Here is a 13,648-nt window from a genome sequence, read left to right as displayed (position 1 = left end):
TGGATCCCGTTATCCCAGTTTCAACCGATCAAGCAAATCCGTCGCGCCTAGCTTTTCGGCTACTTTCTCGAGAACAAGATCAAGTGGTAGATAATATAGGTGAACTAAGTACAAAGCTGCAACCACTCCAACAATTGGGAGGCTCAGACCTGCGACAATCATGGCTCGCCGAACAGCAATCTCTCGTTTAGTCCATAAATACGGCACAGTTGCAAACACAGGCACATCAAAACGAGAAGAGATATCTGCCGGTCTGCGCACGGTTGAATTGAGAATCTCCATCAAAACAAACAATCCTCCCGCGATTGCGAATCCAGCTGCAATACCCATCGCTACGATCTTTTTTCGGCTGGGTTCTGCGGGAATTGTCGGTACTACGGCATGCTCTGCTACAGTGATGCGCTGACCACGAGACTGGGTTTCGATTTGATCGCCTGTACGGGCTTCGGCAAGGCTGGCGGTCGCCTGAGTGTATTGCAAACGCAGATTGTCATAATCCCGTTCGAGAGTACCCAGAGCAATTGCATTGGTTGGAGTCGCCTCGATGGACCGCGCCAGTGATTCCAACTCTGCATCGACATCCGCCTTTTGAGTCTCGATAAAATCGATCTGCCCATCAATGTCCGAGACCTGCAGATCAAATGGTGTGAAGTTCGGCGCTGTCTCGGTGCCAAGACCCAACTGGATATTGGCTGCCTCCAATGCCGCTATCTGACCATCCAACGACCGAATGCGCGGGTGATCAGATGAATAGATAACCAGAGCCGAAGCACGTTCGTCCTGTAATTGCCTTAGGCGGCGCTGTTCCGGTGTCAGGCTCTCTCCGGCCAAATCTGAACGCCCAGTCCTTTCGTAGACCTCAACAAGCCGAGCACGGCGGTCGCGTAGACCCGACAATTCGCGATCCAGCTGAAGCATCCGCTCCTGCAACGAAGACTGACGCTCACGGCTGTAGTTCAGACTTTCTGGCAATGCGTCTTGATGGGCTTCCTTGAACTCAAGGATCTTGCGACCCTGCTCTGCCATCTCACCATCCAGTCGCGCCACCTCCTGAACAAAGAATTCCAGTGTCTGCGCCGCGACACCTGTGCGCATCGCAACGTTTTCCCTGAGTATCTGCGCCACCAATTCATTGGTAACCATAGCTGAGACTTCAGCATCGGCCGATGCAAACGACACCGTCACGAACGCCGCCTGGTTCAGAGTATTATATGGTATTTCAAGCTCAATTCGCTCTTGCATATCCCAGACTATTTCATCTGGAGTCAGTTCCGGCTGGCCATCATGCAGCGCAAAACGGCTCGACAAGTCTAGCAAATTGGATCGCGCCAGAACCCGCTGCTGGATGACTTGGAGAATTTCCACGACACTCGCCTGTACGGTGGTCGACGCAAGATCGCCCGGAATTTGAGCAGATTCTACAACCAGTCGCGACTGCGCCTTGTAGACGGGTGGCAGCGTAAACGCTGCATAGACCGCACCAAGCGTACAAAACGCAATAATGGGAACGATGAAATAGAGCCGGCGCCAAACCAAAGAAAGGTAGAATTGGATGTCCCTGATCATGAACTTGAACCACCGCTATCTGAATGCAAGCTCGCGGCAAAAAAGGCGCCATCTTCAAGAACCATTTCGACCGTTTTCCGCACGACGCGCTGACGACCGCGGGTAGAGGCATACACCATCGACAAGTCGCAAAGCTGATTGACCAAACGCGGTACTCCCTGTGTCGCCTCGTAAATCAGGTCCGTCGCGGCGGGGCTGAAAAAGTTGCGCTCGGCCCCAGCAACACTAAGCCTGTGTGCTACATATTTTCGTACCGTTTTCCTATCCATCGCCTTCAAATGAAAACTGGAGGCAACGCGCTGCGCGAACTGACGCAACTCGGGACGGCGGACGATCTCCTGCAATTCGGGCTGACCAACCAACACCAATTGCAGTAGCTCGTCTTTATTCGCATTGATGTTGGTGAACATCCGGAGCTCTTCCAGCGATTCCGGCGTTAGGTTCTGCGCCTCATCAAATATCAGGATCACGCGGTGACCTTGAGCGTATTCCTCGATTAGATGGGACTGGAACATGGCAAACAGATCAACATACGTGGCTTCCGGAGGGGCCGGTTGATCAAGCGCCATCAATACCCAGCGCAACAATTCGCCACGGTCTCCATGCGCATTTGAGATCAGACCAATCTTTACGTCATTGCCCACACTTTTCAGTAGATGGTACATCAATGTTGTCTTGCCGGCTCCAACGTCACCTGTAATCAATGTTATCGGAGCGCGTGTCAGGATACCGTATTCGAGCATCGTGTAGGCTTGCAGATGCGCTTGCGACCAGAAGATGAAGTCCGGGTCCGGCAGCAACGAGAACGGTCGCTCGTTTAACCCGAAATGAGCGGTGTAGATATCAAGCGAGCTTTCGCTGCCGCCTGGTGTATCGTTGGAATGAATATTCAAATCCTCGTACTCATATTAATCGCAATGCCATCTTCGGACACTCGGGTATCCTAATCCTGACAGGGGATTTCAGTCTTGTCATCGCAGTATACCAAACTACCCTGTTCACGTTTAGGGCATTTCGTAGCAACCGCATGTGACCTAGGCCACAATTTAAGGTGCTTCCGGGACAACGCAATCAATTATCTTACACCCGTTATGGGGTATGGCCTGTCGGAAACCCGGTTCCCCAGCAAACTTGGCGATTTTTCTATGCTTCTCAGCATATCGCAAGCTGAGCTTAAGCAAGGTGGACGTTCAACCCATTGTTTTCATTCTCATTGAGACTTGAATGTGTTTTGGAGCCACCGCCAAAGCGCGATAGTATCAGCCGTGTTTTGACCACGATGATCACGCGCCAAAGAGGCAAAATGAGACATTGATGCAGCTGAAACAGACGCCTCGCCAACTACGGAAGGCATGTAGAAAAACCTAGCAACTCTACAATCTAAAAATGCAAAATGGAAACAATCGCCCCTTTTTGCGGTGATTATTAAAGGGTCAAATGGTGCGGATCAGACTACATAAAGCGTAAATAAAAGCTGCATTTTACTTGTACTTAACTAGATTCGCAAACTCCGAGACCGGTCCGTTCGGCAATCCCGCATCAAGCTGAACTGTTTCTCTTTGACAGAAGCCGAACCGGAGCGTACTCCAAATATGAGGTTGCTCAAGTGATTGAAGGGCGCCGTGTGCAGTACCCGTCGGCCTGCCAGCAGACCGGCTTTAGACTGCTGGGTGCTGATATATTTTGTGACGCCGCGGCTCGCCCGCGGGATTAGTAACGAGTAAGAAGCCGATTGGAGAATATCTGACCATGGCGCCACGATCAGATATTGGTATTTTGGGACAGTCCGGGTTTGTTGGGTCTACTCTTGCGCGTGCGCTCCCTGATGCAAGCGGATTTAACTCGCGCACCGTGAAGCACGCCGAAGATCAGCGATTTGAAACGCTTTACTGTGCTGCGGCACCCGGCTCGATGTTTGAAGCCAATAAGTATCCGGATCGCGACGCTGAACGCATCGACGCTCTGATCGCCTCGCTTTCGCGAATGCAGGCGAGCAGATTTGTATTGATTTCGACCATCGCCGTACTCGACCGCTTCGATGGAGGGTATACCGAGGCCGCTTCGAGTTTTCAGGAAACCGTTGCTTATGGCGTCAATCGGAGAAGGCTGGAACAAGCCTGTCAGGCTCATTTCCCTCGGTGTTTGATCGTTCGCCTACCCGCTCTGTTTGGGCCCGGTTTGATGAAAAACTTCATCTTCGATTTGATAAACCCCATGCCAACAATGCTGAATACCACCGGTTATGAAAAGCTTGCAAACCAACTTCCAGCTTCTTTGGTTCCGGCCTTGGACAGTATCTACTCGAGCAGTGATGCGCTCGGGATGTATGTGATCGATCGCGCGGCGCTGGCAAAACTGCCGGAACGAGCAGCGCTGACTGCCGAGGCAGATAATCTCGGAATTAACGCGGTAATGTTCCACAATCGCGAGACAACCTATCAATTCTATGAAATGGATCGTTTGAAAGGGGACATTGATCTCGCATTGGATGCCGGGCTGGACGTTTTACATCTTGCACCAGAACCAATCAAAGCGTCCGATGTTTATCGCTCTCTTCTGCAGAACGAGATGCCTGAAACCGCCGGAAAGATTCACAAAGAGGATATGCGTACCCAACACGCAGAGCTTTTTGGCCAAAACGGCCACTACAATCGCAGTGCAGATGATGTCATGGCCGCCCTAACCGCGTTTTTCAATGCCACTGTAGAAGTCTAGGTCATGAAGTACGCCGTTTCGAATATCGCATGGTCTGCAAGTGATCGCCTTAAAGCATATGCCAAACTTCAGGCAGCAGGGATCACTGGGCTGGAAATCGCCCCGGGACTGTTATTCAGCATGGCTGATGATCCTTTTGACCCAACCGAGGCGGAGATCGCATTGGTCCAGAATGAACTGGATCGTTTTGGGCTGTCACTGGTTTCGATGCAATCGCTACTGTTCGGCGTCGAAGGGGCTGAACTGTTCGGTGACGCCTATGAGAGGGCTGCTTTTGAACAGGGATTGATGCGAGCCATAAAGTTGGCAGGTCGGCTTGGAATCCCAAATCTTGTCTTGGGATCGCCCAAACAACGACAGCGACCGTCGGAAATGGAGCCAAACGCAGCAATCGACAAAGCCATCGAAATCCTGACACCGCTGGCCGATGCTGCTGCTGTTGCAGGTACAAAAATCGCGATCGAGTGCAACCCAGCGGAATATGGCACCAATTTCCTAACAACGCCTGATGAAACTCTTGCTTTCGTCAAACGTGCTAATCATGCTGCGATTATGCTTAATTTCGATGTTGGTGCGACGCTGCTAACTGACACATTTGATCAGGTGATGGATCAGTTGATCGCGGCGGGTCCAGTTCTGAACCATGTCCATATCAGTGAGCCGTTTTTGTCACCTGCGCCAGCAAACCCGCAGGACGCCGCGAAGGTGTTGCAAACTCTGGACACGCTAGAATATCAGCACGCTGTTTCAATTGAGATGCGCCAACCGCAAGATGGTCTGGCCGGTTTGGACTCGGCGCTGGAAAATTTGCTTGAGGCGCGTCGCCTAGCCGGAGAGGCCCGATGAGCGGTCCAACACTGCGCGATGACATTCTTGTATCTGTGTGTTTCACAGACGCACACGCCCCTGACGCCGCAGTTCCACGGATCGCTGCAACAGCAGATCTGTTGAAAAAGCACTACCGTTACTGGGAGATTCTTGTCGTCAACGAAACCGATTACGATGCTGCTTTGGAAGAAGCACTCGTTGCCGTACCGAACGTACGATATCTTTCGGTTGTGCGCGGGCTGGACAACAGCCAGCGCCGTGTGATTGCGGCTTCTGAAGCGATTGGAGACTTTGTGGTCATTACTTCGGTAAATGAGGTCACAAGCTTCGATATTCCCGCAATGATTGATGACGCACAGGATCGCAATGCCGTAATCCTTGGACAACGCAAAGCCACTTTTTTGGCCGAGCCATTTATTGCCCTTCTTGGCCGCGCCAGCGGGTTTCACGCCAGCACTCGTGACATGCAGACCACTGCGATCCCGCGTACCGTTCTTAATCGGCTGCTGAACGATGCGAACCCGGTTCTTGCCTTGCGATTTCCGCCACGGGACAATTCTCTGACGGTGCTGAGGCGAACACCTGATGTCAAAGGCGCATCAAAAGTGCATGAGCCTACCTGGTCAGGACGCATGGCCAGCCGGTCCGATCTGATGTTGCGAATGGTGACTGAAGCGGGACCATCACTGCTCAGCGCAGTGGCCTTGTTCTCAGCATTCATGTTTGTCAGTGCAGTATTCTTTGCAGTCTATGTGGTGATTATCTATCTGACCAAAACCGATATTGCGGAAGGCTGGACCACCCTTTCGCTATCAATCTCAGGGATGCTCGCCTTTTTGGGTGCCGCGTTGTTTGCGATTTGTGTCACCCTGCGCAAAGCGATGGAAATCATGCGCGGCCGAACAATCGACTATCTGGTGGCTGAGCGAAGCTCCGTTGATCTGTTTGAAAGCGTGTCAAACGCGCTGAATGTCGACACGGATGGCACCGAAAGCTTGGAAGATCGGCGAGACGTCACGCCAGACTCGAAACTGGTCCATAAGCAGACGGCTGGAGGTGCACCGTGACATCTCCGCGACGCGTTAAGTACCTGGTGATCGGTGGTGGATTCTATGGCTGTTGCTTGGCTCTATTCTTACGCTCTACAACGCAGGATGTGACCTTGGTAGAGGCAAGCGCGGAGATTATGACTCGCGCATCACGGGTCAATCAGGCGCGCTTGCATTCCGGATTCCACTACCCGCGCTCAATGCTAACCGCACTAAAATCGCGTAAGCTGTGCCAGCGCTTTGCAACAGATTTTCCCGACGCAATCGTTTCGGACTTCCAGATGCTCTATGCGGTGGCGCGTCAGCGGTCCAAAGTATCTGCCAATCGATTTCGCAAGATGTTTGAAAACATGAAGGCTCCAATCGCGTTGGCGTCGCGTCAAGAAGCTGCAATGTTCGACGACGACCGGATCGAGGCGGTGTTTCGCGCAGACGAGTTCGCGTTTGACTATTCCGTTTTGGCAAATCAACTGATGGCGCAAATTGATGCTTTCAACCTCGATCTGAGATTAGGAACCGAGGTGGTATCGATCGATGACAACCCCGATGCCGAGGCCGCGATCGTTCACCTTTCAGACGGCAGTGAAGTCCTTGCTGATCATGTCTTTAACGTCACCTATGCGCAGATCAACCATGTTTTAAGGGACTCCGGGTTGCCGCTGGCAAGACTCAAACATGAGATGACCGAGCTCGCTCTCGTTGATCCGCCGGACGAAATGCAGAATTATGCCGTCACGGTGATGGATGGACCGTTTTTTTCCCTAATGCCCTACCCGGCAGCGGGCAAATACTCGTTAACGCACGTTCGCTATACCCCGCACGTAAGCTGGACGGATCAAGCTACTTCGGTTTCACCGTATAAAGCATTCGACCAAATTGAACTCGAAAGCCGCTTCAGACACATGGTTTTGGACGCCGCGCGTTATTTGCCATGCGTTGGTCAAATTACGAGTGGCGAGTCAATCTACGACGTCAAAACTGTGCTTGTGAAGAATGAAGTCGATGACGGGCGCCCTATCCTGGTGCACGAAGAGCCACCAGGTGGACGGGTCACATCCGTTCTGGGCGGCAAGATCGACAATATTTATGACCTGTTTTCCCATTTAAGGGCGCGGCATGATGCCTTAAAATATGCCGATTTCAGATACATCCTTACGGGCTCAGACATACATGTCACGGCGTCGGCATGACTTCTTGCGATACGGCGCCACCGTGGCGCTCGGCTTGGTCGTCGATCTGACCGCCGCACGAAGCGCTCTGGCGTTTGGCGTACCACTTGAACTGTCTGCCATAATTGGTGTTGCCTGCGGTGCACTCTTCAATTTTATCGTACTCGATCTTTGGGCTTTTGCAGGTCAAAAAGCCAAAGGTGCTGGATCGCGGCAACTGCGTTATCTTGGGGCTCTTGTTATCACAATGGCGGTTCGGGCGGCTGCTGTTTGGAGCCTCGCTGCCATTCTTCCCGCGCAAACTGCACCCATGATCATACTGTGTCTGGCCGTCGGCGTGTCGTTCACCATCAATTTCTTACTCTCAAAACACTGGGTTTTTCAGCGCAGCGACCGGCCGCAGTCAACATCTGGAGAATGATTGGATGCACTCCGATACAAATACCGAGGCAAGCGAAGACATGCATTCATTTCCCTCCTGTGACGACACAAATTGGCAGGTTCCAGAGTTTAATGTTTTGGACTTAGGTTCGAAGCAGCACAAATTCGCCCTCGTGATACCTGTCCTGAATGAGGGGCAGCGGATTCAAGGTCAGTTACGCAACCTCGCCGCTCTGAACCACCCGATAGATATTATTATTGCCGATGGAGGCTCGACCGATGGCTCTATAGAAGCCGATTTTCTAAGAGAGGTCGGCGTTCGTGCGCGTCTGACGAAAACAGGACCCGGAAAGCTCAGCGCGCAGCTTCGAATGGCTTACGCCTGGGCATTGCGGCAAGGGTATGAAGGTATAGTTACCGTTGATGGCAACGGGAAGGACGGGATGGAGGCCATACCTCTGTTTTTGGAAAAATTGTCCAACGGTTACGACTATGTACAGGGCTCACGCTATCACACGGATGGTGCTCACGAAAACACACCGCTTGAGCGCACTATGGCCAACCGGATGATTCACGCTCCAGTTCTCAGCCTCGCGTCGGGCACAAAGCTGACTGATACTACAAACGGCTATCGCGGCTATTCCGCTCGATTTCTGATGCACCCCGCCGTGCAGCCATTCCGAGACGTGTTCGACGCGTACGAGCTCCTGTTCTACCTGAGTGTGCGCGCAGGCCAACTTGGTCTACGCGTCACAGAGGTGCCGGTATCGCGCAGCTATCCTCGGAGCGGTAAAACCCCGACCAAGATCGCGGGATTTTCCGGCAAGATGAAGATCCTCAAACAAACACTTGCAGCTGCACTGGGTTCATTTTCACCTAAAGACTGACCAAACGATGCCTAAAACAAGACTGTCTTGAATGGAAATGTCATAAGGCCCACCGCCATGGCCTGTTACATACATCTGAACAATTCCTGAATGCGGTCAAACGAATGTAAAATCTCGCCATATGTTTAGGCGGTGAGTATCGCCTAAAGATATTTCTTGGGCTCCGCTAGGTGTTCAGCCCAAGCGTCCGGTGAGCTGGGTTTAAGACGAAACGATCGTTCAATGATGTCCAGAATTTGCAGATATATTCAAAATGTGTGAGTCCGCTCGGCGTGTCCAATTTGCGAGCACAATCATAAGCATCCAGGCAGCCATCAAACGACCGAAGGCCAAATCTCGGATCGATGAAATCAATTGGGATTTTCTGCCAGAGCAAACTCTTAGTCTCTCGTCCTAGCTGACATCTGAACAGTCGGTTCATTTTTCGGTTCATTGACAAAGGCTTATGTGATACAAACAACTGTCTGAGCGTTGCCGAGTGATGAGCCGGCGCGCAAAAGGAGAGATTAAAATCCATGGACATAAAGCCTCTTGGTATTCCTGATATAAAGATGATCACACCTCGGCGATTTGGCGATGATCGCGGTTTTTTCGAAGAAACTTATAACTTGGAGAGCTTTGTCAGCCATGGGATCGAAACAGTTTTCGTACAGGACAACCATTCCCTGTCAGGAACTGTTGGAACTGTACGCGGACTACATTTTCAGGCGCCGCCAATGGCTCAGGCGAAACTTGTGCGCTGCGGGCGGGGCCGGTTGTTCGACGTGGCCGTAGATATCCGCAAAGGTTCCCCCACTTTTGGCAGATGGGTCGGCGCAGAACTCAGCTTTGACAATGGACAGATGCTATTGGTTCCCGAGGGTTTTGCCCATGGTTTCATGACATTGGAGCCTGACACCGAGATCGTATACAAGTGTTCAAATACCTACGCTCCGGAAACAGAGGGCGCCATACGGTGGGATGATCCTGATATTGGAATTAATTGGCCCCTCGACGTGGCGGAAATCAAAATATCCGATAAAGATATCAGAGCCCTGCTTTTGAGAGATTTTGATTCCCCGTTCAGGTTCGAGGATGTTTTATGAAGATTTTAGTCACGGGCGGCGCAGGCTTTATCGGCTCTGCTGTGATACGGCGTGCAATTGCTGACGGCCATTCCGTAGTGAATGTCGACGCTCTGACCTATGCGTCCTGCCTCGATAATGTAGCTGAAGTAGCTGACTCAACAGATTACACTTTTGAACATGCCGATATTCGCGACTCCGAAGCTATGTCTGGCATTCTGCGCAAGCATAATCCATCTGCAATAATGCACCTTGCGGCCGAGAGCCATGTGGACCGTTCCATCGATGGTCCCGCCGCTTTTATCGAAACCAATGTGACCGGGACCTACGTGCTACTTGAGGCGGCACGCGATTTTTGGGTGACTTCAGGCCGTCCCGAGAACTTCCGTTTTCACCACATCTCTACCGATGAGGTTTTTGGTTCCTTGGGTGAGACAGGTTTTTTCACCGAAGACAGCCCTTATCGGCCTAACTCACCTTATTCAGCTTCAAAGGCGAGCTCTGATCATCTTGTCCGAGCCTGGCACGAAACCTTTGGATTGCCCGTCGTGCTGACCAATTGCTCTAACAACTACGGCCCCTATCAGTTTCCGGAAAAACTGGTCCCCGTGGTAATCCTGAACGCGCTGTCGGGAAAGCCCATTCCCATTTATGGCGCTGGCGATAACATTCGCGACTGGCTGCATGTCGAAGACCACGCCGAAGCGCTGTTATTGGTTCTGGAAAAAGGTGCGATTGGGCGCAGCTACAACATTGGCGGAGAGAATGAGATGACCAATCTCGACTTGGTAAAAATGCTCTGCGCTATTCTCGACCGATTGAAACCACACACAACTCCCTACGCTGACCAGATCAAATTTGTCGCAGACCGGCCGGGGCATGACCGTCGGTATGCCATTGATCCAACACGCATGCGAGAAGAGCTAAAATGGAGCCCGTCCTACACACCCGAAAAGGGCCTTGAACAAACCGTACGCTGGTACTTGGACAATAGCGCTTGGCTAAGTGCATTGCAGGCCCGCAGCGGCGTGGGTGAACGGCTCGGTATTGCGCAATGAAAGCATTGGTCTTTGGCCATGGAGGTCAAGTAGCGACTGAACTCCGAAGGCACGCGCGCCGACAGGGCATTATCCTTGAAGCCTTGGATCGATCTCAGGTTGATTTGTACAATCCTGCAGCGTGCGCGGAAGCAGTCCGAGGCACAAATGCTGAGGTGATCATCAATGCTGCCGCTTATACTGCGGTGGATCAAGCCGAAGACGAACCGGAGCTGGCTCAGTTGGCCAATGGAGACGCTCCGGGTGCTATGGCGCAGGCGTCAGCCGAGTGCGGTCTGCCGTTTCTCCACCTCTCTACCGATTATGTTTTTGACGGATCCGGCGAGGCACCCAGGTCTGTGTCCGACCCCACCGGACCACTTGGGGTGTATGGCCGCACCAAACTCGACGGAGAACGCCAAATCGCCGAAACCGGAGGTTGGTACGCTGTTCTACGGACCAGTTGGGTTTTTTCGTCGCACGGAAAGAACTTCGTCAAAACTATTCTACGGTTAGCCGAGACTCACGACAGACTTACTGTCGTTGCGGACCAGATCGGAGGACCAACGCCTGCCGCGGATATTGCCGAGGCTCTTCTTTTGATCGCCGCGAAAGCGCGCACGACTGAAGGCGGCATCTTACATTATTCCGGCGCTCCAAGCGTCAGCTGGGCAGATTTTGCGCGCGAAGTGGTTTCGCAGGCAGGATTGACCGCTCAAATCGAAGATATCCCGACCGTGGACTACCCCACCCCGGCCAAAAGACCATCGAATTCGCGCCTCGATTGTTCGCTGATCAAGGATATCTACGGCATTTCTCAGCCCAATTGGCAAACCGGCCTGACCCAAGTTTTGGCCGACTTGGAAGTGGCAGGCGCTAGGTTTTGAAAGGACGAACTATGCAACGCAAAGGCATTATCCTTGCCGGTGGATCGGGCACTCGGCTTTATCCAACCACCATTGCCGTTTCAAAGCAGCTTTTGCCCATTTATGACAAGCCGATGATCTTCTATCCGCTCAGTGTTCTGATGTTGTCGAACATCCGAGAGATTGCGATCATCACGACTCCGCAGGACCAAGAACAGTTCCAACGCCTATTGGGCGATGGCAGCCAATACGGTCTTTCCCTGACATGGTTGACGCAGCCTTCGCCGGATGGCTTGGCGCAAGCCTATATCCTTGCCGAAGAGTTTCTGGCAGGTGCACCATCGGCAATGATTTTAGGAGATAACGTTTTCTTTGGTCATGGTTTGCCCGACCTTTTGCGATCTGCTGACGCGCTAGATCAAGGTGGCACCGTCTTCGCATATCGGGTGACCGACCCCGAGCGCTACGGCGTAGTCGACTTCGACGACAACAACAAAGCATGCGCCATAATCGAGAAACCCAGCGTGCCGCCTTCGCATTATGCAGTTACCGGGCTGTATTTCCTCGATTCAGAAGCACCGGCTCGCGCCCGCAAGGTGCAACCATCTGCTCGCGGCGAACTTGAAATTACGTCGCTACTTGAAACTTACCTGGTCGAAGGGCGTTTGGATGTCCAAACGATGGGTCGCGGCTTTGCATGGCTGGACACTGGCACCCATGGGTCACTTTTGGATGCAGGTAATTTCGTCCGCACTTTAACCGACCGGCAAGGTATGCAAACCGGAAGTCTAGACGAAATCGCTTGGGCAAATGGCTGGATCAGTGATGACGTTCTAGCCGATCGCGCGAAGCTCTTCGCAAAATCTACCTATGGCGCATATCTCGAACTGCTTTTGAGTTAAGAACGAAAGCAAAGACGACGGCGGCGTCGTTTCGGCTGGCATCAACTCACTTCAGTTTTGCCAAATAGCATATGGTGTTCACGGGCTTTCGATACGCGACTAAAAAATGGGCGATTCGACCTCGAAATACGATCCCGTTTTTACATGGAAAACTGGAACACATTGGTCCGCCACGTATAGGCTCAGCAAAGACTTGAAGTTCAACTCAGAATTGATCCCGTTTCCGATAGAGAGAACAATGCCCAAGAATGTGCTTAATTGTGCGGCGAATGCGGCGAAAAAATGTCGAACAGGCCCGATTCACTCTTTGAGAAGTTATTTGTAGCTGTATAAACTAGTTCACGTACTAGAGGCACAGTTTCGTGTTAGGTCTTGTCTAGGGTAGCTCGTGTGCTGGGGAATTTTTTGGTCCCCTTGTGTTACCTCGTAAATGGTGAAGCCAGATTTGGCTTAAGGTTAAAGGTTGAAATGTCTATTCAGGATACGAACTTTCGCGCCGACACCGGTACATGCGGTTCAGTTGTTGAGGCCGGCAGAGCCTCGGTAAACGCCGCTCAACCCTATCGCAACACATTCAAACGCCTGATAGATTTGGCCCTTGTGTTGGTGGCTCTACCAATCGTGGCGCCGGCTGTAATGGTTCTCGCGCTTCTGGTTGCACGAGACGGATCAAACCCGTTCTACGCTCAATACCGTGTTGGTCGGGGTGGAAAAGTCTTCAAGATGTGGAAACTGCGCTCTATGGTTCCTAACGCGCAGTCCTTGCTCGAAGACTATTTGGCGGAGAACCCTGCTGCACGGCGGGAATGGGACGAAACCCAAAAGCTGCAGAATGACCCCCGAATCACGCCGTTCGGTCATGCCCTTCGCAAGACTTCTCTGGACGAACTGCCGCAGTTGTGGAACGTACTGATGGGTGAAATGAGCCTGGTCGGACCGCGCCCGATGCTTCCTGAACAGCAAGAGCTGTATCCGGGCGTAGCATATTTCACCCTGCGTCCCGGCATGACCGGATCTTGGCAGGTGTCCAAGCGCAATTCCAGCTCCTTCGCAAGCCGCGCCGAGTTCGACACCTCATACGCCGACAATCTAAACTTCAAAACCGATCTGGGTATTCTGTATTCGACGGTGGGTGTAGTCGTACGCGCCACGGGCATCTGAGCGAATACTCTCAACTGCAGCGG

13 protein-coding genes are annotated in these 13,648 nt (G+C 52.3%); 11 read left to right on the top strand and 2 right to left on the bottom strand.

From position 1 onward, the window contains the following. Positions 1-9: 9 nt before the first annotated feature. Positions 10-1,566: a GumC family protein gene (locus ACR0IP_RS14550; protein WP_480526333.1), complete on the bottom strand. Its 1,557-nt coding sequence runs from the start codon at positions 1,564-1,566 to the stop codon at positions 10-12. Further along, positions 1,563-2,459, bottom strand: coding sequence for an ExeA family protein (locus ACR0IP_RS14545; protein WP_480526331.1), 897 nt, complete (start codon positions 2,457-2,459; stop codon positions 1,563-1,565). The genes ACR0IP_RS14550 and ACR0IP_RS14545 overlap by 4 nt, the downstream gene beginning before the upstream one ends. Positions 2,460-3,315: 856 nt before the next feature. Here ACR0IP_RS14545 and ACR0IP_RS14540 point away from each other — a divergent pair. The 11 genes from ACR0IP_RS14540 (at position 3,316) to ACR0IP_RS14490 (ending at position 13,625) form a co-directional block, all read left to right on the top strand. Continuing rightward, positions 3,316-4,281 carry an NAD-dependent epimerase/dehydratase family protein gene (locus tag ACR0IP_RS14540; protein ID WP_480526329.1) on the top strand — a complete coding sequence of 322 codons (966 nt, stop codon included), beginning with the start codon at positions 3,316-3,318 and terminating at the stop codon, positions 4,279-4,281. Between the two features lie 3 nt (positions 4,282-4,284). After that, entirely contained in the window at positions 4,285-5,127 is an 843-nt protein-coding gene (locus ACR0IP_RS14535; RefSeq protein WP_480526327.1) for a sugar phosphate isomerase/epimerase family protein, read from the top strand. Then, the gene (locus ACR0IP_RS14530; protein WP_170380762.1) at positions 5,124-6,176 is read left to right on the top strand and encodes a hypothetical protein; all 1,053 of its coding nucleotides are present in this window, start codon (positions 5,124-5,126) and stop codon (positions 6,174-6,176) included. The genes ACR0IP_RS14535 and ACR0IP_RS14530 overlap by 4 nt, the downstream gene beginning before the upstream one ends. Next, positions 6,173-7,348 carry an FAD-dependent oxidoreductase gene (locus ACR0IP_RS14525; RefSeq protein WP_170692464.1) on the top strand — a complete coding sequence of 392 codons (1,176 nt, stop codon included), beginning with the start codon at positions 6,173-6,175 and terminating at the stop codon, positions 7,346-7,348. The genes ACR0IP_RS14530 and ACR0IP_RS14525 overlap by 4 nt, the downstream gene beginning before the upstream one ends. Positions 7,349-7,352: 4 nt before the next feature. Further along, on the top strand, positions 7,353-7,748 hold the full coding sequence (locus tag ACR0IP_RS14520) for a GtrA family protein (RefSeq protein WP_170692468.1): 396 nt from the start codon (positions 7,353-7,355) through the stop codon (positions 7,746-7,748). A gap of 4 nt (positions 7,749-7,752) precedes the next feature. Further along, a complete protein-coding gene (locus ACR0IP_RS14515) occupies positions 7,753-8,595 on the top strand; it encodes a glycosyltransferase family 2 protein (protein WP_170380756.1) in 843 nt (280 codons plus the stop codon). A 515-nt stretch (positions 8,596-9,110) separates the two neighbouring features. Next, a complete protein-coding gene (gene rfbC / locus ACR0IP_RS14510) occupies positions 9,111-9,680 on the top strand; it encodes a dTDP-4-dehydrorhamnose 3,5-epimerase (protein ID WP_170380754.1) in 570 nt (189 codons plus the stop codon). Further along, positions 9,677-10,717, top strand: a complete 1,041-nt coding sequence (gene rfbB / locus ACR0IP_RS14505; RefSeq protein WP_170380752.1) for a dTDP-glucose 4,6-dehydratase — start codon at positions 9,677-9,679, stop codon at positions 10,715-10,717. Before rfbC ends, rfbB begins: the two co-directional genes overlap by 4 nt. After that, positions 10,714-11,583, top strand: coding sequence for a dTDP-4-dehydrorhamnose reductase (rfbD, locus tag ACR0IP_RS14500; protein ID WP_480526324.1), 870 nt, complete (start codon positions 10,714-10,716; stop codon positions 11,581-11,583). Before rfbB ends, rfbD begins: the two co-directional genes overlap by 4 nt. A gap of 11 nt (positions 11,584-11,594) precedes the next feature. Then, positions 11,595-12,464 carry a glucose-1-phosphate thymidylyltransferase RfbA gene (rfbA, locus tag ACR0IP_RS14495; RefSeq protein ID WP_480526323.1) on the top strand — a complete coding sequence of 290 codons (870 nt, stop codon included), beginning with the start codon at positions 11,595-11,597 and terminating at the stop codon, positions 12,462-12,464. Positions 12,465-12,932: 468 nt separating this feature from the next. Beyond that, positions 12,933-13,625, top strand: coding sequence for a sugar transferase (locus tag ACR0IP_RS14490; RefSeq protein WP_170380746.1), 693 nt, complete (start codon positions 12,933-12,935; stop codon positions 13,623-13,625). Positions 13,626-13,648: the final 23 nt, after the last annotated feature.

The organism is Ruegeria sp. AL11, from assembly GCF_056540865.1.
Note: the sequence above shows the minus strand (reverse complement) of the source record. Positions and strands in the feature narration are given on the sequence as shown.